Source organism: Falsihalocynthiibacter sp. SS001 (assembly GCF_042445055.1).
Lineage (GTDB): Bacteria > Pseudomonadota > Alphaproteobacteria > Rhodobacterales > Rhodobacteraceae > Falsihalocynthiibacter.
Genome location: NZ_CP170339.1, coordinates 2437289 through 2459490, shown reverse-complemented (window position 1 = coordinate 2459490; position 22202 = coordinate 2437289). Strand labels below are relative to the sequence as shown.

The 22202-nt window shown below is 54.6% G+C and carries 22 protein-coding genes; 14 read left to right on the top strand and 8 right to left on the bottom strand.

Features of this window, described 5'->3' with window-relative positions; all coding sequences use genetic code 11:
• Positions 1–25: 25 nt before the first annotated feature.
• From ACFE33_RS11855 to ACFE33_RS11845, 3 genes are all read left to right on the top strand, one after another.
• Positions 26–568 carry a gamma-glutamylcyclotransferase gene (locus ACFE33_RS11855; RefSeq protein WP_380053645.1) on the top strand — a complete coding sequence of 181 codons (543 nt, stop codon included), beginning with the start codon at positions 26–28 and terminating at the stop codon, positions 566–568.
• An 81-nt stretch (positions 569–649) separates the two neighbouring features.
• Positions 650–1840 (top strand): biopolymer transporter ExbB, encoded by a 1191-nt coding sequence (locus ACFE33_RS11850; RefSeq protein ID WP_380053642.1) that lies wholly within the window; start codon positions 650–652, stop codon positions 1838–1840.
• A 2-nt stretch (positions 1841–1842) separates the two neighbouring features.
• Positions 1843–3915, top strand: coding sequence for a peptidoglycan -binding protein (locus ACFE33_RS11845; protein ID WP_380053639.1), 2073 nt, complete (start codon positions 1843–1845; stop codon positions 3913–3915).
• Positions 3916–3952: 37 nt separating this feature from the next.
• On the opposite strand, the gene clpA is transcribed toward ACFE33_RS11845, so the two are convergent.
• Complete coding sequence (gene clpA, locus ACFE33_RS11840; protein ID WP_380053637.1) at positions 3953–6274, bottom strand: ATP-dependent Clp protease ATP-binding subunit ClpA; 2322 nt, start codon at positions 6272–6274, stop codon at positions 3953–3955.
• A 221-nt stretch (positions 6275–6495) separates the two neighbouring features.
• On the bottom strand, positions 6496–7260 hold the full coding sequence (gene gloB / locus ACFE33_RS11835) for a hydroxyacylglutathione hydrolase (protein ID WP_380053634.1): 765 nt from the start codon (positions 7258–7260) through the stop codon (positions 6496–6498).
• Between the two features lie 74 nt (positions 7261–7334).
• Between gloB and ACFE33_RS11830 the strand changes: the two genes are divergently transcribed.
• The 9 genes from ACFE33_RS11830 to ACFE33_RS11790 all read left to right on the top strand — a co-directional run bounded on the left by ACFE33_RS11830 (position 7335) and on the right by ACFE33_RS11790 (position 15360).
• A complete protein-coding gene (locus ACFE33_RS11830) occupies positions 7335–8093 on the top strand; it encodes a methyltransferase domain-containing protein (protein ID WP_380053632.1) in 759 nt (252 codons plus the stop codon).
• A gap of 329 nt (positions 8094–8422) precedes the next feature.
• Positions 8423–8983: a F0F1 ATP synthase subunit delta gene (locus tag ACFE33_RS11825; RefSeq protein ID WP_380053629.1), complete on the top strand. Its 561-nt coding sequence runs from the start codon at positions 8423–8425 to the stop codon at positions 8981–8983.
• Complete coding sequence (atpA, locus tag ACFE33_RS11820) at positions 8984–10522, top strand: F0F1 ATP synthase subunit alpha (RefSeq protein ID WP_380053626.1); 1539 nt, start codon at positions 8984–8986, stop codon at positions 10520–10522.
• Positions 10523–10552: 30 nt separating this feature from the next.
• On the top strand, positions 10553–11422 hold the full coding sequence (locus tag ACFE33_RS11815) for a F0F1 ATP synthase subunit gamma (protein ID WP_380053623.1): 870 nt from the start codon (positions 10553–10555) through the stop codon (positions 11420–11422).
• Positions 11423–11439: 17 nt separating this feature from the next.
• Positions 11440–12870 (top strand): F0F1 ATP synthase subunit beta, encoded by a 1431-nt coding sequence (gene atpD, locus ACFE33_RS11810; protein ID WP_380053620.1) that lies wholly within the window; start codon positions 11440–11442, stop codon positions 12868–12870.
• Positions 12871–12926: 56 nt separating this feature from the next.
• A complete protein-coding gene (locus tag ACFE33_RS11805) occupies positions 12927–13331 on the top strand; it encodes a F0F1 ATP synthase subunit epsilon (protein WP_380053618.1) in 405 nt (134 codons plus the stop codon).
• Between the two features lie 113 nt (positions 13332–13444).
• On the top strand, positions 13445–13792 hold the full coding sequence (locus ACFE33_RS11800) for an H-type lectin domain-containing protein (RefSeq protein WP_380053615.1): 348 nt from the start codon (positions 13445–13447) through the stop codon (positions 13790–13792).
• 54 nt (positions 13793–13846) lie between these two features.
• Positions 13847–14317, top strand: a complete 471-nt coding sequence (locus tag ACFE33_RS11795) for a YcgN family cysteine cluster protein (protein WP_380053612.1) — start codon at positions 13847–13849, stop codon at positions 14315–14317.
• Positions 14317–15360 (top strand): threonine aldolase family protein, encoded by a 1044-nt coding sequence (locus tag ACFE33_RS11790; RefSeq protein ID WP_380053609.1) that lies wholly within the window; start codon positions 14317–14319, stop codon positions 15358–15360. Before ACFE33_RS11795 ends, ACFE33_RS11790 begins: the two co-directional genes overlap by 1 nt.
• Here the strand turns inward: ACFE33_RS11790 and ACFE33_RS11785 are convergent.
• Positions 15357–15950: a 2-hydroxychromene-2-carboxylate isomerase gene (locus tag ACFE33_RS11785; RefSeq protein ID WP_380053608.1), complete on the bottom strand. Its 594-nt coding sequence runs from the start codon at positions 15948–15950 to the stop codon at positions 15357–15359. The two genes, ACFE33_RS11790 and ACFE33_RS11785, sit on opposite strands and share 4 nt — an antisense overlap.
• A gap of 106 nt (positions 15951–16056) precedes the next feature.
• Between ACFE33_RS11785 and ACFE33_RS11780 the strand changes: the two genes are divergently transcribed.
• Positions 16057–17073, top strand: coding sequence for a ribose-phosphate pyrophosphokinase (locus ACFE33_RS11780; protein ID WP_380053605.1), 1017 nt, complete (start codon positions 16057–16059; stop codon positions 17071–17073).
• Between the two features lie 9 nt (positions 17074–17082).
• Here ACFE33_RS11780 and ACFE33_RS11775 read toward each other — a convergent pair whose 3' ends face one another.
• The 4 genes from ACFE33_RS11775 to ACFE33_RS11760 all read right to left on the bottom strand — a co-directional run bounded on the left by ACFE33_RS11775 (position 17083) and on the right by ACFE33_RS11760 (position 20440).
• A complete protein-coding gene (locus ACFE33_RS11775; protein ID WP_380053602.1) occupies positions 17083–18015 on the bottom strand; it encodes a bifunctional riboflavin kinase/FAD synthetase in 933 nt (310 codons plus the stop codon).
• Positions 18016–18054: 39 nt separating this feature from the next.
• A complete protein-coding gene (locus ACFE33_RS11770; RefSeq protein ID WP_380053599.1) occupies positions 18055–18498 on the bottom strand; it encodes a MaoC family dehydratase in 444 nt (147 codons plus the stop codon).
• Positions 18499–18591: 93 nt separating this feature from the next.
• Positions 18592–19467: a TIGR01459 family HAD-type hydrolase gene (locus ACFE33_RS11765; protein WP_380053596.1), complete on the bottom strand. Its 876-nt coding sequence runs from the start codon at positions 19465–19467 to the stop codon at positions 18592–18594.
• A 52-nt stretch (positions 19468–19519) separates the two neighbouring features.
• On the bottom strand, positions 19520–20440 hold the full coding sequence (locus ACFE33_RS11760; protein ID WP_380053594.1) for a manganese-dependent inorganic pyrophosphatase: 921 nt from the start codon (positions 20438–20440) through the stop codon (positions 19520–19522).
• Between the two features lie 147 nt (positions 20441–20587).
• On the opposite strand from ACFE33_RS11760, the gene ACFE33_RS11755 reads away from it, so the two are divergent.
• Positions 20588–21253 (top strand): DUF2161 domain-containing phosphodiesterase, encoded by a 666-nt coding sequence (locus tag ACFE33_RS11755; protein ID WP_380053592.1) that lies wholly within the window; start codon positions 20588–20590, stop codon positions 21251–21253.
• Here the strand turns inward: ACFE33_RS11755 and ACFE33_RS11750 are convergent.
• Entirely contained in the window at positions 21250–22176 is a 927-nt protein-coding gene (locus ACFE33_RS11750) for a TraB/GumN family protein (RefSeq protein ID WP_380053590.1), read from the bottom strand. The genes ACFE33_RS11755 and ACFE33_RS11750 overlap by 4 nt on opposite strands.
• Between the last annotated feature and the right edge of the window lie 26 nt (positions 22177–22202).

Below are 22202 nucleotides of genomic sequence, written 5' to 3'. Positions count from 1 at the left end.
GGGGAAGTCAGAAAGGACCAGAAAAATGACAGAGCAGCCCCTCTGGGTCTTTGGTTACGGGTCACTCATGTGGCGGCCCGGTTTTCAGTACTCGACGCGCCAGATCGCGCGGCTTACCGGCTATGCGCGTAGCTTCTGTATGTGGTCGATTCACTATCGCGGTACCCATGAGCAGCCAGGGCTTGTGCTCGCTCTGGATGAGGATGAAACGGCGAGTTGTCTTGGGCTTGGGTTTGAGGTCAGTCCTGATCATAGGCAGGAGGCCCTTGAGTATCTGCGTGCGAGGGAGCTGATTTCCTCGGCATATCTTGAGGCCGAACTGCCGATGGAGCTCGACGACGGTCGGGTCGTTCATGCCGTTACATTCGTAATCAATCGCGAAAATAACCAGTACTGCGGTGGGCTTGAGCTTCAGGAACAAGCGCGCGTTATCGCAAATGCGCGAGGTGAGATGGGATCGAATGTCGAGTACTTGCAAAATACGGCCGCGCATCTTCGCGAACTCGGGATACATGACCCCGAGATGGAGTGGTTGGTCGAAAGGGTGGCGGAATTAACAGGTTCATGAGGAAATTATGATTAATTCCTAGCAAACACCGTTGCTTATCACTATCGTTACCCCAACAAAAATAGAGTCAGGATTGTCCAAATGGACTTAATGGACCGCGAGGCCGAGCCAGAATTTACATTACCAACTCGCCAGATCACCGTCATGGTGGTGATATTGGCTGCGCTCGGCGTGGGGGCGTGGTTCGCGCTGCCGCGGATATTGCCGCTGTTCCTTGCGAACTTATGGCTGAACGGTTTTATCTGTTTTGTGTTTTTTATCGGGGTGCTGGCTTGTTTTTGGCAGGTCATACAACTCTATAGTTCCGTAAGTTGGATCGAAGGGTTCGTCGCAAATCGCGCGGGTCATGAGCTTACGACTCCGCCGCGCTTGCTTGTGCCGCTTGCGGCGCTTCTGCGATCACGCGGCGCGCGGATGCAGATCAGCTCGACTTCAGGGAGCTCTATTCTCGATTCAGTTGCCACCCGTATCGACGAAGCGCGTGATATCACTCGATATATCGTTAACCTTCTGATTTTCTTGGGTCTTCTCGGGACGTTTTATGGATTGGCGACAACGGTTCCCGCCGTGGTGGAGACTATTCGCTCGCTGGCTCCGCAAGAGGGCGATACGGGCGTAGCCGTTTTTGAGAAGCTCATGTCGGGCCTTGAGGCACAGCTCGGTGGCATGGGGACAGCGTTTTCTAGTTCGCTTTTGGGTTTGGCAGGATCGCTTGTTGTTGGTTTGCTCGAGCTTTTCGCGGGGCATGGCCAGAACCGTTTTTATCGTGAACTCGAGGAATGGCTTTCGACAATTACGCGCCTCGGGTTTTCTTCTGGTGAACACGAAGGTAGCGACGCCGGTCAACTCGCGGCTGTCCTCGATCAAATGGCCGACCGGCTTTCCGAGCAAATGAGTGCCACGCATGCAGTACTCGCGCAATCCGATGCGGGCCGAGCAGCTATCGACGAGCGTTTGAATAGTCTCGCAGCTTCAATCGAAAAACTTGCGCATAATATACACAGCGGCCCAGAGAGCGCAGCGCTTGACCGAGTCGTGGCGGGGCAGGAGCGCCTCATCGCGACGCTCGATGCCAACGCGACACAACGCCCAGAGGCAAGCACGAATGTTGACGCCGAGAGCCGTATGCGCTTGCGTTCAATCGACGTACAGCTCTTGCGTATTCTCGAAGAGATCAGCGCAGGACGGCAGGAATCTATCTCTGATCTGCGCACGGATATTGCGGGTTTGACCAACGTCATCCGCGCGGCAACTGAACCGCAAGAGGAATAGTCATGGCCCTCAGTCGCAGAACTGGGCAGCGTTTCCAAGGGTCGATCTGGCCCGGTTTCGTCGACGCAATGACGGCGCTTTTGCTCGTTCTTATGTTCGTTTTGACCATCTTTATGGTGGTTCAATCGGTACTGCGTGAAACGATAACAGGGCAGGAAACACAGCTAGACGAGCTATCGGCGCAGGTCCTAAGCCTCGCTGATGCGTTGGGTCTAGAGCAATCCACGAGCGCGCGTCTGCGCGATGAGGTTGTACAACTCACCAGCAATTTAGACGAAGCGCGCAATTCTGCAGAAGCGCAGGAAGCTATTATTGCGCAATTGACGGCCCAGACCGAGGCGCAGTCGACAGAAATTGCAGAACTTGGCGCGTCCATCACAAGTTTCGAGGCACAGGTCGCCACACTATTATCACAGCGGGATCAGGCTCGTGAAGAAGGCGCAAGCCTGACGGCGAGCCTGGCAACGGCCGAGGCAGAGAATACCCGACTCGTGTCCGAGCAAGAGGCCTTGCAACTGGCCCTTGCCAGTGCGCGCGAAGAAATCAGCGAGAGCGAAGAGGCGGCGCGTTTGGCCGCGGCCAAGCGTGAGGCGCTGGAGGCGATGATTGAGGATTTACAAACGCAGGGAGAGGAAAATCAGGCGAAACTCTCTGACTTATTGGCGCGGTTGTCTAACGAAGAGAACCTGAACGCGACGCTTATGTCTGAGCTTTCGACGACGCAAGAAACGCTGGATGAGGTTGAAGCTGCGCGACTAAAAGAGCTGGCGGCGGCAGAAGCGCTACGCGAGCGTTTGGCCGAGCAAGAGGCCGCGTTATCATCCGAGGAGGCCGCGCGATTGGCCGAAGCGGCCGCCGCCGAAGCGCTACGCGAGAGGTTGGCAAACGCGGATGACGAGATTTCCGCGATGACGCTTGCCCTCGAGGAAAAGCGTCAAGAGGCCGAAGACACACTTACGCTGCTTGCCGCAGCTGAGGCCGCGCAGGCAACGCTGGATGAAAAACTCGCCGAGGCACTCGCTGCAAAAACGCTGGCCGAAGAGGGTCTGATCGAGCAAGCAGATAAAGCGCAATCGATTGAGGCGAAGTTGGCCGCTGCACTTCTTGCGGCGCAGAACTCGGACGATACGCTAGAACAAACCAAAGCCAAGCTTGCGGAAACCGAAGCCGCACTCGCCGTGCTGCAAGAGCAGGTTTCGGATAAGGGGGACGTTCGCGAGCGGTTGACAGCGGCACTTGCGGCCAAGAGTAAGGCCGATGAGCAGCTAAACGAATTGCAGTCAGAGGCAGAATTGCGGTCCGCACTCCTGAAGGTGGCGAACGAGCAGCTCTCGGAAAAAGAGGCTGAGTCCGCCGAAAGTATGCGTCGAATGGCCGTTTTGAACGAGCAGGTGACGCAGTTGCGCGCGCAGCTTGGGGCTTTGCAAAACTTGCTGGATGCCTCGGCAGCCAAGGACGATGCGGCGCAGGTGCAGCTTCAGGCTTTGGGCTCGCAGCTTAATACCGCGCTTGCACGTGTCGCGAGCGAAGAACGCAAGCGGCGTGCTCTTGAAGAAGCCGAACGCGCGCGACTAGAGGCAGAGGCCGAGGCGCTAAAGGCGCAAACCAAGGACCTCGCTCAATATCGGTCGGAGTTCTTTGGTCGGTTGCGCGGGCTGTTGGGAACACAAGAGGGCGTCCGTATCGAGGGCGATCGCTTTGTGTTCTCGTCCGAGGTTCTCTTTGAAACAGGCGCGGTGGAGCTTTCCGAAGAGGGCAAACAAGAGGTCGCGAAGGTTGCGCGAATTCTCCAGAGTGTCGCCGATCAGATCCCGTCTGAAATTGATTGGGTGATCCGTGTTGATGGTCATACCGATGACACGCCGATTGTCGGAACGGGTAAGTATCGCGATAATTGGGAGTTGTCGCAGGGCCGGGCGCTTTCGGTTGTGCGATATATGGTGGATGCGTTGGGCATCGCGCCGGATCGGCTGGCGGCCAATGGCTTTGGTGAATATCAACCCGTCAATCCCGCAGATACTCCCGAAGCGCGGGCTCAGAACCGTCGAATTGAATTGAAGTTCACCGAGAAATAAAAAACGCCGCGATCATGATAATCGCGGCGTTCTTATTTTAGTCTGCTGTCAGAAGCGGTGGCTTCTTGGACGAGAGGCGCGGAGCTTCTGGCTTCATGATCCGAAGGTCAATCTTGCCATCCTTCACGCCAACTTTCACGAGCCCACCTTTGGCCAGTTTTCCGAAGAGGAGCTCTTCGGCCAATGGCTTTTTGATGTGCTCTTGAATGACACGGCCAAGTGGACGCGCCCCCATTTTGTCGTCGTAACCCTCTTCTGCGAGCCATTCCGCCGCAGGGCGAGTGAGCTCGATCGAGACGTTGCGATCCAAGAGTTGTGCCTCAAGTTGAAGTACAAATTTCTCGACCACCTGCAGGATGACTTCTTTGCCAAGCGGCGCAAAGCTCACCACTGCGTCAAGACGGTTGCGGAACTCTGGCGTGAATGTCCGCTCAATCGCGGCAGTATCCTCGCCTTCGCGCCGATCGCGGCCAAATCCGATTGCGGCCTTGGCTTGATCCGCAGCGCCCGCGTTGGAGGTCATGATCAGGATAACGTTCCTGAAATCCACCGTGCGGCCATTATGGTCGGTCAACTTGCCGTGGTCCATGACCTGAAGCAGGATATTGTACACGTCTGGATGCGCTTTCTCGATTTCGTCGAGAAGGAGTACACAGTGCGGATGTTGGTCCACACCATCCGTCAACATACCGCCCTGATCAAAGCCGACATACCCTGGAGGTGCGCCGATCAAGCGTGAAACGGCGTGTTTCTCCATGTATTCCGACATATCAAAGCGCAAGAGTTCGACGCCCAGTGTATCTGCGAGCTGATTGGCAACCTCGGTTTTACCTACGCCAGTTGGACCAGAGAACAGGTAGTTCCCGATTGGCTTCTCTGGCTCACGTAGTCCCGCGCGCGAGAGTTTGATCGCAGACGCCAGCGTTTCGATTGCCGCATCCTGCCCAAAGACCACGCGCTTGAGTGTCTTCTCAAGATCACGCAGAACTTCAGCGTCATCCTTGGATACATTCTTGGCTGGAATGCGCGCGATCTTGGAAATCACAGCTTCGATTTCCTTGACGCCAATGGTTTTGCGACGGCGGCTTTCTGGAACCAAATGCTGTGCCGCACCTGCTTCGTCGATCACGTCGATCGCCTTGTCGGGCAACTTCCGATCACTCATATAGCGCGCCGACAATTCGACCGCAGTTTTGATCGCATCGGACGTATAGCGAAGATCGTGGTGCTTCTCGAAGTATGGCTTCAGCCCCTTCAAGATTTTCACGGCGTCTTCGACACTCGGCTCGTTCACGTCGATTTTCTGGAAGCGACGCGAAAGTGCGCGGTCCTTATCAAAGTGCTGGCGGAACTCTTTATAAGTGGTAGAGCCCATGCACCGAAGTTTACCACCTTGGAGCGCTGGCTTGAGCAAGTTGCTCGCGTCCATTGCGCCGCCCGAGGTTGCGCCTGCACCGATTACGGTGTGAATTTCGTCGATGAACAGCACAGCGTCGGGGTGATCTTCCATTTCGGTCATCACCGCTTTGAGGCGCTCCTCAAAGTCACCACGGTAGCGCGTCCCAGCGAGGAGGGCGCCCATGTCGAGAGAGTAAATCGTTGCGTTTGCAAGGACTTCCGGTGTTTCACCGTTGACGATCTTATGTGCCAGCCCTTCGGCAATTGCCGTCTTGCCTACACCAGGATCCCCCACCAAGAGTGGGTTATTCTTGCGGCGGCGACAGAGAACCTGAATACAGCGCTCGACCTCGTGGCTGCGACCGATCAGTGGATCGACGTCACCCTCAGCAGCCTTGGCGTTCAGGTCCACGCAGTATTTGGCGAGCGCGCTATCTTTTGCTTCGCCTTCTTCGGCAAGGGGAATGTCCTCTTCGATTTCGGGCGAGCCAGTTACGGGCCGCGCCTCTCCATAGGCGGGATCCTTGGCAACGCCATGCGCGATGTAGTTAACGGCGTCGTAACGCGTCATATCCTGTTCTTGCAGGAAATAGGCGGCGTTCGATTCGCGCTCTGCAAAAATCGCGACCAATACATTCGCGCCAGTTACCTCTGTTCGGCCAGATGACTGAACGTGGATCGCGGCACGCTGAATGACCCGCTGAAATGCGGCGGTCGGAACTGCTTCGGAACCTTCGACATTGGTTTCCAGTGACGAAAGGTCATCCTCAATGAATTCGATCAATGTCGCGCGCAGCGCGTCAAGATCGACACTGCAAGCGCGCATCACTTGAACGGCATCTGGCTCGTCGAGCAGAGCGAGGAGCAAATGCTCCAATGTCGCTAATTCATGCTTACGAGCGTTCGCTAGGCCTAGAGCACTGTGGATCGCGGCTTCGAGCGTGTTGGAAAATGAGGGCATTCCACTTTCCTTTCTTTGGAATTGCAGACACCAGTAGCAGTGTCCTTATCTATTAGAGTTCGGTTTTCTGGCGCACTCTTCAAGAGTAAACACTAAAAATGTCGAATAATTTGTAGTTTCACACCGAGTTGTTACCTTTCGGCTAAGAAATCTACGCGATTTTCTCATTTAGTCAGAAAAAGTAGAACTACAACGCGACCTGACGCGAATGTGAGTCGCTCTTAGAAGTTATTCCGAAGTTCGCGGACTTCGGCAAAGATTTCGACGTCGGATGCATCCGGCTTGCCCAGAGCTTCGCGGATTCCCTGACTGTGGCTGCGCAAGAACGGATTGGTCGCACGTTCTTGGCCAAGGGTGGAGGGAACCGTCGGCAAGCCCGCGTTGACCGCTTCGTTTACCTCGGTGACACGTTGGAGGAGTGCCGGATTTTTGGGATCGACGGTCACGGCAAATCTGGCGTTGTGGGCGGTGTACTCATGGCCGGAGCAAACGAGAGTAGAATCCGGCATCCCCGCGAACTTCTCCATTGAGGCGAGCATCATCGCTGGCGTCCCCTCAAACAAGCGCCCACACCCTAGGGCCATCAGGCTGTCGGCGGTAAAAACGGCGCCCGTTCTGGGAAAGTAAAATGCGATGTGACCAATCGTGTGCCCCGAAACATCGAGAATCCCGATCTTTTCGCCACAGACAGTTAGCTCATCACCTTCGCTAACTGCCACAGTCAGATCGGGGAGGCGGTGCGCGTCGGCCTTTGCGCCGATGATGCGAGCGGTGCTTGTATCGAGCTGCTCAAGGCCGTCGATATGATCCCAATGATGATGCGTGATCAGAATATCGGTGAGCGTCCAGCCTTTGCGATCCAGAACGGACTGAATAGGTTCGGCTTCGGGTATATCAACAAGTGCGGTTTCGCCCGATTCATTATTATGAATCAAATATGCGTAATTATCTTGAAGACAAGGAATTGTTACGATCTCTAGGGGCATGGCGTTTTGCGCTCGTTTTGATATGGTCCAGCTTAGCTTTGCCGAATTAGGGCATATTTCCAAGAGGAAACTGTATGCACCTTGATGTGCGAGATCTGAAATCCTTTTACTACCGCAGTGCGCTTGGGCGTGCCGCGCAGAAGGCTATTCGCGATCAGGTCGTTGAATTCTGGCCAGAAGCCAAGGGGCAGACAGTTGTCGGGTATGGCTTTGCCGTTCCGCTGTTGCGGCCCTATTTGGCAACCTCGCGGCGGATTGTTGGCCTTATGCCTGGGCCGCAGGGTGTTATGCCGTGGCCGCCAGCCCGCAAAAACGTGTCGGTCCTGTGCGAAGAGATGAACTGGCCGCTCGATACCGGCGTGGTGGATAAGCTGGTCGTGATGCATGGGCTTGAGACAAGCGAGCATCCGAGCGCACTTCTCGAAGAGTGTTTTCGCGTTCTCGGGCCGGGGGGCAAGGCACTGTTTATTGTGCCCAATCGTGCGGGGCTTTGGTCGCGCAGTGATCAGACGCCGTTTGGATTTGGCCGACCTTATTCACTCGCACAGCTTGAGTCTCAGCTAAAACTCCACAATCTCGTTCCTGAACGCCACCGCGCCACGCTCTTCGCGCTTCCGTCCAACAAACGGTTCTGGCTGCGTGCGGCACCCGTGTTGGAGAAGTCGGGGCGCAAGGTTTCGAACTATATTGCCGGCGGTGTATTGATGATTGAGGCGACGAAACAGCTTCAAGCGCCGACACGCCCCGGGATTCCAGAAGCGATCAAGCGCCCGTTTGATGTTCTTGGCGGGATCAAGCGGCCAATCGGTGGCCGCGTCGGAGAAGCAAGTTGAGCGCATCCGCGCCGAATCCCCCTTTCGCCGAGAAAATATATTGCATCGAAAATGAGCCACGGGGAATCGCCCGAGCGTAAAAAACGGGCGATAAAATCCTTTAGAACCTGAAAAAAATGGGAGCTTTTCGTCGCACCTTTTCCAAAGCCCTATTTCAAAAGGTGAATTGATGCAGGTCAAAGGCGTATAGAGTGTTGCGGCAAGCCAAAGGCTCTGTTACATCACAGCCGATTTTAACGCATGCGTATACGTGTGTGACTTAGGCTGCCTCAAGAAGTCCTGCATACCGCAGTGTACTGATGGGGGCACAGACTAGCGGAAGGGTGGACGTGTCCGAACCAGCTTCGATCTCCTCTGGCATTGCTGCGCGCTATGCCACGGCCGTCTTTGAACTGGCCAAAGAAGGTAAGAAACTCCCAGCCCTTGAGGCTGATTGTGATGCGTTGGAAGACGCACTCGCCAGCAGTGACGACTTTGCGGCTTTGATTTCCTCGCCTGTGTATACACGCGAAGAGCAGAGCTCGGCTGTCATTGCTATTGCCAAGAAAATGAAACTCTCGCCCATCGTGACTAACACGCTGGGTCTGATGGCCGAAAAGCGTCGTCTTTTCGTGCTGCCTCAACTCATCACTGCGCTTCGTGCGCAGATCTCTGATGAGAAGGGCGAAGTCACCGCTGAAGTGACGGCAGCTAAGAAGCTGACCAAAGCTCAGGCAGACGCGCTTGCCAAGACGCTTAAGGCGTCCGTCGGCAAAGATGTCACCGTGAATGTGGCCGTGGATGAATCCCTCATCGGCGGCCTTATTGTTAAGGTGGGCTCCAAGATGATCGACACGTCGATCTCCTCGAAGCTCTCTAACCTCCAGAACGCAATGAAAGAGGTCGGATAAATGGGTATCCAAGCAGCCGAGATTTCTGCGATCCTTAAGGACCAGATTAAATCCTTTGGCCAAGAGGCCGAAGTGGCCGAAGTTGGCCGTGTATTGAGCGTTGGCGACGGTATCGCCCGCGTTCACGGACTTGATAATGTTCAAGCCGGTGAAATGGTTGAGTTCCCCGGCGGTATCGTCGGCATGGCGCTGAACCTTGAAGCTGACAACGTTGGTGTTGTTATCTTCGGTTCCGACCGTGACATTAAAGAGGGTGACCTCGTTAAGCGTACGAACTCCATCGTGGACGTTCCTTACGGCGACGAACTTCTTGGTCGCGTTGTAGACGGCCTCGGTAACCCGATCGACGGCAAAGGCCCGATCAAAACCAAGAACCGTGCGATTGCGGACTCCAAAGCGCCGGGCATTATCCCACGTAAATCCGTTCACGAACCAATGGCAACAGGCCTCAAATCTGTTGACGCGATGATCCCCGTTGGCCGTGGCCAGCGCGAGCTTATCATTGGCGACCGTCAAACTGGTAAAACAGCTATCGCGCTCGACACGATGCTGAACCAGAAGTCCTACAACGACGCTGCTGGTGACGACGAGAGCAAAAAGCTTTACTGCGTTTACGTTGCGATCGGTCAAAAGCGTTCCACAGTTGCTCAGCTTGTTAAAAAGCTCGAAGAAACTGGCGCGATTGAGTATTCCATCGTTGTGGCTGCGACAGCTTCCGACCCAGCTCCGATGCAGTTCCTTGCACCTTATGCTGCGACAGCAATGGCTGAGTTCTTCCGCGACAATGGCCGCCACGCTCTGATCATCTATGATGACCTTTCCAAGCAAGCGGTTTCTTATCGTCAGATGTCTCTCTTGCTCCGTCGTCCTCCTGGACGTGAAGCTTACCCAGGTGACGTTTTCTATCTTCACTCACGGTTGCTTGAGCGCTCTTCGAAACTAAACGAAGACAACGGCTCTGGTTCTTTGACAGCTCTGCCTATCATCGAAACTCAAGGTGGCGACGTTTCCGCGTTTATTCCAACCAACGTGATTTCGATCACCGACGGCCAGATCTTCTTGGAAACTGAACTCTTCTACCAAGGTATTCGCCCTGCGGTGAACACAGGTCTGTCGGTTTCGCGTGTTGGTTCGTCCGCGCAAACAAACGCGATGAAATCTGTTGCTGGTCCGGTTAAACTTGAGCTTGCTCAGTACCGCGAGATGGCTGCGTTTGCTCAGTTCGGTTCTGACCTCGACGCCGCAACTCAGCAGTTGCTGAACCGTGGTGCGCGTTTGACAGAGCTTATGAAGCAGCCACAGTATTCGCCACTAACAAACGCGGAAATCGTGTGTGTTATTCTGGCAGGTACAAAGGGCTACCTTGACAAGATCGACGTGAAAGACGTGGGACGTTACGAGGCGGGTCTTTTGACACACCTGCGTAGCAAGCACGCTGATCTGTTGACTTGGATTGCTGATGAAGACCCCAAAATCAAAGGGGACGCAGAAGCCAAGGTCCGCGCTGCACTCGATGAGTACGCCGCAGATTTCGCCTAGAATTTTCGCTTTAGGAATAGGATTGGATACATGCCAAACCTGAAGGACCTAAAAAACCGGATCGAAAGTGTCAAATCGACACGTAAGATCACCAAAGCCATGCAGATGGTTGCCGCGGCGAAACTTCGCCGCGCGCAAGAAGCTGCAGAAGCTGGTCGCCCATACGCAGAACGGATGAATGCCGTTCTGGGTGGCCTTGCTGCGGCTTCCGGTGGCTCGAACTCCGGTCCGAAACTCCTCGCAGGGACAGGTTCAGATCAAGTCCACCTTTTGGTGGTCATGACAGCTGAGCGTGGCCTCTGTGGTGGTTTCAATTCGTCTATCGTTAAACTGGCGCGCCTACATGCCCAAGAGCTGTTGGGTGCTGGTAAGACTGTCAAAATTCTGACAGTTGGTAAAAAAGGGCGCGATCAGCTCAAGCGTGACTTTGGGGATAAATTGGTCGATCACATCGATCTCTCCGAAGTTAAGCGTGTTGGTTATAGCAATGCCCACGAGATCGCCTCGGATGTTCTGACCCGGTTTAACGCCGGCGATTTTGACGTCGCGACGATCTTCTACAGCCGCTTCGAAAATGTGGTTTCCCAAGTGCCAACAGCACAGCAGGTCATCCCAGCCTCGTTTGAAGAAACGAGCGAAGCATCGACGCTCTATGATTACGAACCCAGTGAAGAGGGCATCCTTGCGGATCTTCTTCCACGTGGTGTCGCCACTCAGATTTTTGCCGCTCTCCTTGAGAATGGCGCATCCGAGCAAGGCGCGCGTATGTCCGCAATGGATAACGCGACACGCAACGCGGGTGAGATGATCGAGGATCTGACAATCGAATTTAACCGTTCGCGTCAGGCCGTCATTACAAACGAGCTTATCGAAATCATTTCGGGCGCTGAAGCGCTCTAAAGGACCGGAGAATTAACATGGCAAAAGCGAAAGCTACCGGCAAAATCACTCAGGTGATCGGCGCCGTTGTGGACGTCAAATTCGAGGGCGAACTGCCCGAGATTTTGAACGCTCTTGAAACTGAAAATAACGGCAAAGCACTGGTCCTCGAAGTGGCCCAGCACCTTGGCGAAAACACTGTTCGTACAATTGCGATGGACGGTACAGAGGGCCTCGTTCGCGGCGCTCCTGTAACGGACCGTGGCGAGCCGATTTCTGTTCCAGTTGGGACAGCGACACTCGGTCGTATTTTGAACGTGACTGGCGACCCTGTGGACGAGCAAGGCCCTGTGAACGCGACGGCAAAACGCGCGATTCACCAGCCTGCGCCGACATTTGACGAGCAAGCAACGACAACAGAGATCCTGGCAACAGGTATTAAAGTTATCGACCTTCTGGCACCTTACACAAAAGGTGGTAAAATTGGTCTCTTCGGTGGTGCGGGTGTGGGTAAAACCGTTCTCATCATGGAATTGATCAACAACATCGCTAAAGTGCACTCTGGCCTTTCCGTATTTGCGGGTGTGGGCGAGCGTACACGTGAAGGTAACGACCTTTACCACGAGATGATCGAATCCGGCGTTATCGTTCCTGATAACATGGAAGAGTCGAAAATTGCGCTGGTTTACGGCCAGATGAACGAGCCTCCCGGAGCGCGTATGCGTGTTGCTCTGTCCGGTCTAACATTGGCTGAGCAGTTCCGCGACGAGACTGGTTCTGACGTTCTGTTCTTCGTTGATAACATCTTCCGCTTTACTCAAGCTGGTTCCGAGGTGTCCGCGCTTCTTGGCCGTATCCCATCCGCTGTGGGCTATCAGCCAACACTCGCGACTGACATGGGTGCGATGCAAGAGCGTATTACATCGACCAAATCCGGTTCGATTACTTCGGTGCAAGCCGTTTACGTTCCTGCGGATGACCTTACTGACCCTGCACCTGCGACATCGTTTGCTCACCTTGATGCGACTACGGTTCTTGACCGTGCGATCTCCGAAAAAGGTATCTACCCTGCGGTTGATCCACTCGGTTCCACATCGCGCTTGCTTGACCCACTCGTAATCGGTGACGAGCACTACAAAGTTGCGACAGACGTTCAGCAGATCCTTCAGCGCTACAAATCGCTGCAAGACATCATCGCGATTCTCGGCATGGACGAGCTTTCTGAAGAAGATAAGCAAACCGTTGCCCGTGCGCGTAAGATCGAGCGTTTCTTGTCTCAGCCGTTTGACGTTGCGAAAATCTTTACTGGTGCCGACGGTAAGCAGGTGCCACTCGAAGAAACAATCGCTTCGTTCAAAGCTGTGGTTGCTGGTGAGTACGATCACCTTCCAGAGGGCGCCTTCTATATGGTTGGCGGCATCGACGAAGTTATCGCAAAAGCCGAGAAAATGGCTGCTGACGCTGCTTAATGTAACGGGTTTTTGGTGGGTTTCGGCCCACCAGAAAAACTCTGAAGGAGGCTATCATGGCTACACTACAGTTTGATTTGGTATCGCCCGAACGCAGCCTTGCATCGTTTCAGGCCACCGAGGTCCAAATCCCCGGTGCCGAAGGCGATCTGACAGCAATGGCCGATCATGCGCCTCTGATTACGACTTTGCGTCCTGGCATTCTTAAGGTTGTCAGCGCAGAAGGTACTCAAGAGTATCTGGTTACTGGTGGTTTCGCTGAGATTTCCGGTACTGCAACTTCGGTATTGGCCGAGAAAGCACTTCCAGCATCCGAAGTTACCCAAGACGTAATCGACAGCCTTGTTGCCGAAGTAACCGCTGCGCAAGCAACTGCGGCCGCTGATGCGCAGGATGGCTTGGCTAAGCAAGTTGCGGATATTTCCGCGATGGCAAGCCAGCTAGGGCTTGCTGCGAAGTAACTCCAAATCAAGTAATTTGATGCTATTCAGAAACCCCGCATTTCGGTGCGGGGTTTTTTGTCTTTAAATTTTCGGAATTTCTAATAGTTTCAGTGTGTAGTTTAGGAATTAGTATGCGAAGTATTCGAAATCACCTGCTTGGAATGGATCAGGGCACGCTCGTCATGTTTTCTGATTTTCAAGAAGACGGAACAATGTGGACGGGCACTGGTAAGCGATCATATCGAGAGCGTGTTACTTTTGATGGTCGGTTTACAGATCCGCCAATGGTCCACATTTCGTTCTCGATGTGGGATTTTGCGCACGACACCAACCAGCGGGGTGATATCTCGGTTGAGAACGTCACCGAGGACGGGTTCGATGCCGTGTTTAAGACATGGGGAGACACGCGGATCGCGCGCCTTCGGGTTGATTGGTTCGCCATGGGGCAGGTCGCTCATGACGATGATTGGGAGCTTTGACCGGCCCTCATTCGATGGCTTTTCACCGCTCGTCATATCGCATACTACGGCGCTATGACAAACAAGATCGACCGCACCGGATTGCGCTCCGAATTCTGGCGCACAGTTCCTCTGACAGAGATGAATTCCAAGGAGTGGGAAGCTCTTTGTGATGGCTGTGGCAAATGTTGCCTGAACAAGCTTGAGGACGAGGATTCTGGCGAGGTCCTATTCACGCGCGTTGCGTGTCGACTCTTGGACGATCAAAGCTGCCAATGCGCGCAATATGATATTCGCCGAGAGTTCGTACCAGAATGTGTTGTGCTAAAGCCTTCGACGATTAAGGATGTCGCATACTGGTTGCCCATGACATGCGCGTACCGGCTCTTGCACGAAGGGAAACCCCTCTGTGACTGGCATCCATTGATTTCCGGCGACCCCGAGACCGTGCACACGTCTGGCACTTCGGTGCGAGGCTGGACGGTTCCGGAATATGAGCTGGATGTCGAAGATTGGGAAAACTACATCATTGAGGATTTGAGCTGATGTTCTTTGCGTCTGATAATTCGGGCAAGGCCCACCCAGAGGTCATGCAGGCACTTGTGGATGCCAACGAAGGATATGCGATGGGCTATGGCGCGGACCCGATAAATGGCGAGGTGCGCGAGAAGCTTCGTGAGGTATTCGAAGCCCCCGATGCGGTTGTACATCTTGTCGCAACGGGAACGGCTGCGAATTCGTTGATACTCGGGTCGATGTCGCGACCGTTTGACGCGATTTTCTGTAGCGATGAAGCGCATATTCACGTTGATGAGTGCAATGCGCCAGAGTTCTATACGGGTGGTGCAAAGCTTATCCCAATTCCTTCAACGCATGCCAAGATTGCGCCAAGCGACCTTGAGCGCGCGATACTCGGCGAAGAAAACCGCGGAGTGCACGGCCCCAAACGCGGGCCTGTTTCACTGACCCAACTGACTGAGGCGGGAACGGCCTATTCTTTGGAAGAGTTGAGCGCGCTAACGGCCTGTGCGAAGTCTTATGGGCTCGCAACGCATATGGATGGCGCGCGGTTTGCCAATGCTGTTTCCAAGATCGGTTGTTCGCCCGCGGATATGACTTGGCGCGCGGGTATCAGTGCGCTTTCGTTTGGCGGTACCAAGAACGGGCTATTGGGTGTTGAGGCGGTAATCTTCTTTGATCCAGCACTCGCAGAAGAGTTCGAGCTACGGCGCAAGCGGGGCGGGCACCTTTTCTCCAAAAACCGTTATCTATCCGCACAAATGCAGGCATATTTGCGGGACGACCTGTGGCTGAAAGCTGCGGAGCAGGCGAACAATAATGCCGCATACCTTGCCGATGCACTTGAGCGGGTCGGCGCCACGATACATGGCTCAGTTGACGGGAACATCATATTTGCCGACCTGCCACGCTCCACGCATCAGTGCCTCAAGGACGCAGGTGCGGTGTATCATATCATGGTTGGAAACCTAGAAGGCGACGACCCGAGCGAGCCACTCACTGCGCGGTTTGTGTGTGACTGGTCGATCAGCCGCGAACTCATCGACCAGTTCATTGGATTGTTTGATTAAAGCTTTCCAGCAAGGTGTAGGTCAAGATCGTCCAGACGGTCTTGGCCCCAGAAAACCTCTTCTCCTACGACATATGTTGGTGCGCCGAACGCGCCAGCCTCAATTGCGTCTTCTAGGTTCTGCGTGAACGTTTCGGCCCCAGTTAGAAGTCCGGAATTCACCAATTCTGGGTCAAACCCGTGCTCGGAGAGGAGGGAGCGAATGACTTCTTCTTCGGCGATGTTCTTGTCCTCAAGCCAGCACGCGCGGGTGAACGCATGGGCAAGTGCTCCGACATCTCCGCCCGCGCTTTGGGCTGCAATGATTGCGTAGGCAGACGGCGCAGAGTTCGCTGGCCAAAAGGCCGGCTTCATATTGATATCCAAACCGGTGCGCGCCGATTGCCGCCGGATTTCCTGAAGTCGATACGCTTGGCGGCTCGGGTGCCGATCCTTGGGAGGCGTGCCGCCTGTGCGCGAAAATAGTGCCATGATATCGAGCGGTTTGTACTTAACCGTCGCCCCGTGTTTCGCCGCGACTTCTTCAAGTCGATTGCCCGCTAGATAGGTAAAAGGTGAAATAGTTGAGAAATAATAATCGATTTGGGTCATTTTCTTTGCTCCTGGGCGGCATTTTCTTTGGCACGACCGTAGTGAGATGGTAAGCGGTGTCAACGTCACGATTCTGTCATCTGACCTTCAACGGGGACCCGCTGCAATGCCCACCACAACTGCTCCCAAGCTTATTTCAGGAAATGCCAACCGCCCACTCGCGACCGCCGTCGCGCGCCGAATGTCGCTGCATCGCGGTGTGAATGTCGGTTTGGTCGACGCGCGTGTTGAGCGCTTCAACGATCAAGAGATATTTGTCGAAGTGTACGAAAACGTGCGCGGCGAGGATATGTTCATTATTCAGCCTACCTCGAACCCCGCGAACGACAACCTGATGGAGTTGTTGATTATTGCAGACGCCCTGCGCCGTTCTTCGGCCGCGCGGATCACTGCTGTTATCCCGTATTTCGGATATGCCCGCCAAGACCGCCGCACAAAAGCGCGCACACCGATCTCGGCCAAACTTGTCGCGAATTTGATTGCCGAAGCTGGGATTGAACGGGTTCTGACGCTTGATCTACACGCGACACAGATTCAAGGGTTCTTTGATATTCCAGTTGATAACCTCTATGCCTCGCCAGTATTTGCGCTGGATATCGAGCACGAGTTCAAAGGCCGGATGGACGAAATCATGGTTGTGTCGCCCGATGTTGGCGGTGTGGCGCGGGCCCGTGAATTGGCCAAGCGTATCAATGCTCCGCTCTCAATCGTGGATAAGCGCCGCGAAAAGCCGGGTGAGATCGCTGAAATGACGGTAATCGGCGATGTCTCGGGCAAGACCTGTATAATCGTTGACGACATGGTCGATACCGCCGGCACGCTTTGCAAAGCTGCAGAAGTGTTGATGGAAAATGGCGCGAAAGAGGTGCACTCCTATATCACGCACGGCGTTATGTCTGGCCCAGCGGTTGATCGGGTCTCAAAGTCCGTAATGAAGTCATTGGTAATCACAGATTCCATTGAGCCAACAGCCGCCGTAAAGGGCGCAGAAAACATCCGTATCGTCCCAACTGCGCCAATGTTTGCGCAGGCGATCCTGAACACATGGAACGGTACGTCCGTGTCATCTCTCTTTGATGTGGACACGCTTGGGCCGATCTACGAAGGCACCTATACGCCGTAATTTCAGATGCTAGAGCGCGGCGAGGATTTGCCGCGCTCTTTCACAGTCGGCGTCCATCTGGGTGATAAGGGCTTCGAGGCTGTCGAATTTCTCCTCGGGTCGAAGATATTCGATAAGCGCCACAGAGATTTCCTCTCCGTAAATGTCACCCTTAAAATCAAAGATATAGCTCTCAAGATTCGGTAGGTTCTCGCCGAACATCGGCCGTACTCCCATCGAAGCGGCACCATCATATGTGCCCGCGTGTGGGCCGGTCAGGATATCGATGCGTACGGCATAAACGCCAAATTTCGGCGGATGTAGCCCTGCTATGGACATATTCGCGGTTGGGAACCCAAGTTCGCGCCCACGCTGGTCACCGCGAATAACTTGGCCTTCCATGCGGTGAAAGTGCCCGAGCATACGCGTTGCGACCTCTGGTTTGCCATCACTCAGCGCTTCGCGGATCGCGGAGGAAGAAACCTCGTCGCCAAGATCCTCAACGAGTTCGGCAATCGTAACGCCAAATCCCATTTCGGCCCCAAAGGCGATCAGATCTTGGGCGTTGCCGCCACGGTCTTTGCCAAAGCAGAAATCCGCACCCACAGTCACATGAGCGACGCCAAGGCCATCTGCGAGGACCTGCTTAGCAAATTCTGGAGCGGTGAGGCTCGACAGTGAGGCATTGAAGTTTAGTTCGTACAGACGTTCCACGCCGAGCTTTTCAAGGCGGTGGGCGCGCGCTTCTGCGTTCATCAAGCGAAAGGGGGCAGCCTTGGGGGCAAAATACTGGCGCGGGTGGGGCTCAAACGTAAGAATACCAAGCGGCGCGTCGGGAGCAGCATTTCGAGCGATCTCGATGACTTTTTGATGCCCACGATGAACGCCGTCAAAGTTGCCTATCGCAACGGTGGCACCGCGGTCAGCGGCAGAAATAAATGTGTGATCTCTGAAAATACGCATGCTGAGCCACATAGCGCCGCGCGTGGCATCGCGCAAGCGTTAGTCGAGTTTCTTGGATGGTGCGAGCACGGTCGCCTGACCACGTAGAACAGGCTTGTCGGCTATCGTACATTCACAATCCAGCGTCACCCTGCGTTTAGGGTAGTCGATCTTTGCGACGGTAACCTCGGCGCGGACCATATCATTCGGGCGCACGGGGGCCAGAAACTTCAGTGACTGCCCAAGGTAAATCGTCCCGTGCCCCGGAAGTTGCTCGCCAATCACCGCCGAGATAAGGCCTGCTGTGAGCATCCCGTGGGCGATACGACCTTGGAAAATGGACTCCTGCGCGTATTCCTCATCGAGATGAACGGGGTTCCTGTCGGTCGAAATATCCGCAAAGAGCTCGATATCGTTGTCTGTGATCGCCTTTTGGACATAGCGAGACATGCCGATCTCCAAGTCTTCGATGAAGATAGTTCCTCGAATCTGGTTGTCTAGCATACTGCGGCCTCATTTCGTGCAGCAACAATGTTGCCTGATATTGGTGTGTGTTGTATCTTTATTGCTTTGCGGATGCGGAAAATCAAGCGTTATTTAACGCAGGAAGCCGATGGAAAAGGACGGGTGGAAACCTGATTTATCGAGATAAGCGTTTAATAGCTCCGGGTTAGGTTGCTGGTCCGTTCCTGTTTCTGCAGCTGCGAGACCGCCCGTGATAAACAGAGAGTCGATGTCTTCGCCAACTGCGCCTTGGATATCGGTGTGAATACCGTCTCCAATCGCAAGGATTCGGTCGTCAGGAACGCTGTCGCTCACTTCGGCCAAGCGCCGCCGAGCGAGATCATAGATTGGCGGGTGCGGCTTGCCGAAATAGAGGCTCTCACCGCCCATTTCGGTATAGAGCTTTGCCAAGGCGCCTGCGCACCATTCGCGAGTCTCGCCGCGGTCCACAACGATGTCTGGGTTTGCACAGAGCAACTTCAATCCGCGAGTCTTGGCGGCGAGGAAAATCGGGCGGTTCACTTCTGGATCGGCGTGGGAATCGAATGCGCCACAGCAAACGATGCCTTCTGCTTCTTCGAGTGGAACGGGAGTAATCTCGACCGCATCGTGGACGACCGCGATAGGCTTGAGGAAGGCTGCTTTCTCGTCTTCTGTTCCCATGAAGAAGATTTTCTCGCCCACGACGCCTCTGAACATTGCTGAGCGCGCAGAGTCGCCCGAGGTGGCGATTGTATCCCATGCGTCGCGCGGCACACCGAAGCCATCAAGCTGAATTTCAACCGATGCACGCGGGCGCGGGGAATTGGTGACCAGCACCACCTTGCCACCCGATTGACGGTACTTCTGCAGCGCCGCGACAGCATCAGGAAGTGCCGCAACGCCATCGTGAACGCACCCCCACAAATCGACGAACAGTGCTTGATATGTGTCGGAGATTTCGGAGAGCGAGTTAACGATGCGCGTCATAATAGAATCCTTGTGCAAGAAAAGGGGGCGCAGGGCACGCCCCCGACTATGATCAAACTTTGAGGTTCGGAATGATCTGCTTTTTGCGGCTCATGATGCCAGGAAGGACAACGCTGTCGCCCGACACGCTTGCGCCAAAGCTCTTTTCGGCAACGGCTTTAACCGTGTCGTTTTGCACCAGCAGGGTCGCCTCTTCGTTCAGGATATCGACAACGAACAAGAGCACATGATCAACGCCATCTTCGGTAGCAACCTTCGCACAGGAATCAAGAAGGCTTGCTTTGCGGTCAAGGACGATAGCGGGTGCAGTGGTTTCAAGAACCGATACACGGAATTTCACGTCATCAACGGCGTATTCTTTGCTGTCCATGCGCAAAAGCTCGGCGTCGCTAAATGCAGAGACGTCCGATTTTGCAGCGAACATTTCAGCTGCGTATTCCGAAATATTCAGGCCAAGATCAGCAGCCAGTTTTTCGGCGAGCGCTTTGTCTTGCTCAGTTGTTGTTGGGGAACGGAACTCCAAAGTGTCCGAGAGAATGCACGAAAGCATCGTTCCCTTCACCCAATCAGGCATTTTTTCTGCATTTGGTCCCATCAGGTTGTGCATGATTGTCGCCGTGCAAGCCAGCGGGCGGATCGTGATGTTGATCGGACCTTTTGTTTCAATTCCGCCAACAAGTTTGTGGTGGTCGATGATCGCCTGAATGTCGACGTCATTAATGTTGTCGGGAAGTTCGGCCGGATTGTTTGTGTCAACAATGACAACGGGTGTGTCTGCTTCGACGCTGCTGATGATCGAAGGCTTGGGCAGGTCCCAGCGCTTGAGAACAAAGGCGGCCTCTGTGTTGGGTTCGCCAAGCAGAACAGCTTCTGCTTTTTGTCCTTTGATTTCATTCAGATACCAAGCCCAAATGATTGGGGAGCCGGTGCTGTCTGTGTCTGGTGATTTGTGGCCGAAAACAAGAGTTGTCATATGAAATATCCATATCCTGTGGGGAGTTTGGGTGCGTTATATGCGCGTTGGACGGGCTTGTCACCCATTGGGCGTATGGATAATCTCATATGGGAAGTTTGCGTGTCCAACCGCCGCGCCGCACAGAACAAAGAACGGGAAAATTGAGTGGCCAAGCCCGCAGTAAAACCACGCGAAACCGATCTGTATCCGCCGATCAAAGCCTATCTTGAGTCGCAGGGATACGAGGTGAAATCCGAGATTGGCTCTGTAGATGTGGTTGCCGTTCGAGGGGAGGAACCGCCCGTTCTGGTGGAGTTGAAACTAGGGTTTACGCTTGCGCTGCTTCAACAAGGGGTGGCGCGGCAATCCATTAGTGATGATGTCTATCTTGCGGTGCCGCGAGGCAAAGGCAAACCATTTCTTACAGCGCTGAAGGGCAATATGAGCCTATGCCGCCGTTTGGGATTGGGGCTTATTACCGTGCGCGCCAAGGACAGCTTTGTTGAGGTCCATCTTGATCCCGCGCCCTATGTGCCACGTAAATCCAAGGTGCGGCAGGGGCGGTTGCTTCGGGAATTTGCGCGTCGGGTGGGCGATCCGAACTCTGGCGGCCAGACACGTACCAAAATCGTCACCGCGTATCGTCAAGATGCCGTCAAACTTGCGCAATACCTTGCGCAGAACGGCCCAAGCAAGGGCGCGATCGTCGCCAAAGAAACGGGCGTCGAGTTGGCGACGCGCATGATGGCCGCTGATTACTATGGCTGGTTTGAGAGGGTCGAGAAGGGGATATACGCCCTCACGCCCAAAGGTATAGCCGAGCAGGATTAGTTGAGTTGCATCAGCGTAAAGCCGCTCTCGGCAAGGCCGTTTAGAACACCTTGCTCTCGCCCCAAATGCGCGGCCCCAACAGCAACGAACACATCACCCTCTTCAGCCTGCTCAAGGATAACCGGGAGCCAGTGCGCGTTGCGATCATTGACCATCACTTTCTCCATCTTGTCGTAATCCGCTGCGAGGACTTCTGGGTCAATCCCCTCTGTGGCAAGTGCTGTTTGACGACCGAACTCCCAAATGGCGACGTGTTCGCCGTTGAAATACTCTTCTCGCATGGTGACAAAGCTGTTGGTGGCGTCATTCGAAAGCGCAAGCCCAAGGTGCAGGGCCTCTAGCGGGTCGCCTTCTTCGAGAAGTTCGAACAGTTGTAGGACAGTATCAAACGGCTCAAGGCTCTTGGTTTTCAGATCGTTCTCGGCGGCGAACTCCTGAATCATCACGTCAATGCCTTCGGGCGCTTTGCCAGCCGCAAAATCCACCGCGCAAGGCGGAGTGCCCAGCACCATCGTCGCATAGCCAGGGCGGAACTTGCTCGCCAGAATCGGAGAAACGCCGCGCACACGCATTTCATCCGAGAACCGCTGCCAAAGATCTTCGGGGAGCAGTTCGGGCAGGGTGGGACCCTCTTGGATGAACATCACCTCGGGGCGCCGCGCCATCTCCATTTGAAGGCGTCTGATGTCCTCGCTGTTGCTCTCCATCAGGATGACGTCTGACTCGAGAAGATAGGGCGTGATTCTAGCGAGCGTCGGGGCATGGCGCGGGTCTTCGAGGTGATAAGTGCCAAGGATATGCACCACTTGGTCGCCTTTTTCCGCTCGCCAGAAGTTCCCGCGCGGGAAGGGCTGGGAATTTACCAATTCGAAGAATGTGGTTTTCTCTTCTGGGGGCATCGAGGCGATAAGGTTCTCGCCCACGCACGCTGCCGCGCTCGTGCGAGTAA

What these genes read in the sequence shown, in the direction of transcription:
- ACFE33_RS11855 (WP_380053645.1), top strand. Translation starts at nt 26, where the DNA reads ATGACAGAGCAGCCCCTCTGGGTCTTTGGTTACGGGTCACTCATGTGG.
- ACFE33_RS11850 (WP_380053642.1), top strand. Translation starts at nt 650, where the DNA reads ATGGACTTAATGGACCGCGAGGCCGAGCCAGAATTTACATTACCAACT.
- ACFE33_RS11845 (WP_380053639.1), top strand. Translation starts at nt 1,843, where the DNA reads ATGGCCCTCAGTCGCAGAACTGGGCAGCGTTTCCAAGGGTCGATCTGG.
- clpA (WP_380053637.1), bottom strand. Translation starts at nt 6,274, where the DNA reads ATGCCCTCATTTTCCAACACGCTCGAAGCCGCGATCCACAGTGCTCTA.
- gloB (WP_380053634.1), bottom strand. Translation starts at nt 7,260, where the DNA reads ATGCCCCTAGAGATCGTAACAATTCCTTGTCTTCAAGATAATTACGCA.
- ACFE33_RS11830 (WP_380053632.1), top strand. Translation starts at nt 7,335, where the DNA reads ATGCACCTTGATGTGCGAGATCTGAAATCCTTTTACTACCGCAGTGCG.
- atpA (WP_380053626.1), top strand. Translation starts at nt 8,984, where the DNA reads ATGGGTATCCAAGCAGCCGAGATTTCTGCGATCCTTAAGGACCAGATT.
- ACFE33_RS11815 (WP_380053623.1), top strand. Translation starts at nt 10,553, where the DNA reads ATGCCAAACCTGAAGGACCTAAAAAACCGGATCGAAAGTGTCAAATCG.
- atpD (WP_380053620.1), top strand. Translation starts at nt 11,440, where the DNA reads ATGGCAAAAGCGAAAGCTACCGGCAAAATCACTCAGGTGATCGGCGCC.
- ACFE33_RS11805 (WP_380053618.1), top strand. Translation starts at nt 12,927, where the DNA reads ATGGCTACACTACAGTTTGATTTGGTATCGCCCGAACGCAGCCTTGCA.
- ACFE33_RS11800 (WP_380053615.1), top strand. Translation starts at nt 13,445, where the DNA reads ATGCGAAGTATTCGAAATCACCTGCTTGGAATGGATCAGGGCACGCTC.
- ACFE33_RS11795 (WP_380053612.1), top strand. Translation starts at nt 13,847, where the DNA reads ATGACAAACAAGATCGACCGCACCGGATTGCGCTCCGAATTCTGGCGC.
- ACFE33_RS11790 (WP_380053609.1), top strand. Translation starts at nt 14,317, where the DNA reads ATGTTCTTTGCGTCTGATAATTCGGGCAAGGCCCACCCAGAGGTCATG.
- ACFE33_RS11785 (WP_380053608.1), bottom strand. Translation starts at nt 15,950, where the DNA reads ATGACCCAAATCGATTATTATTTCTCAACTATTTCACCTTTTACCTAT.
- ACFE33_RS11780 (WP_380053605.1), top strand. Translation starts at nt 16,057, where the DNA reads ATGCCCACCACAACTGCTCCCAAGCTTATTTCAGGAAATGCCAACCGC.
- ACFE33_RS11775 (WP_380053602.1), bottom strand. Translation starts at nt 18,015, where the DNA reads ATGCGTATTTTCAGAGATCACACATTTATTTCTGCCGCTGACCGCGGT.
- ACFE33_RS11770 (WP_380053599.1), bottom strand. Translation starts at nt 18,498, where the DNA reads ATGCTAGACAACCAGATTCGAGGAACTATCTTCATCGAAGACTTGGAG.
- ACFE33_RS11765 (WP_380053596.1), bottom strand. Translation starts at nt 19,467, where the DNA reads ATGACGCGCATCGTTAACTCGCTCTCCGAAATCTCCGACACATATCAA.
- ACFE33_RS11760 (WP_380053594.1), bottom strand. Translation starts at nt 20,440, where the DNA reads ATGACAACTCTTGTTTTCGGCCACAAATCACCAGACACAGACAGCACC.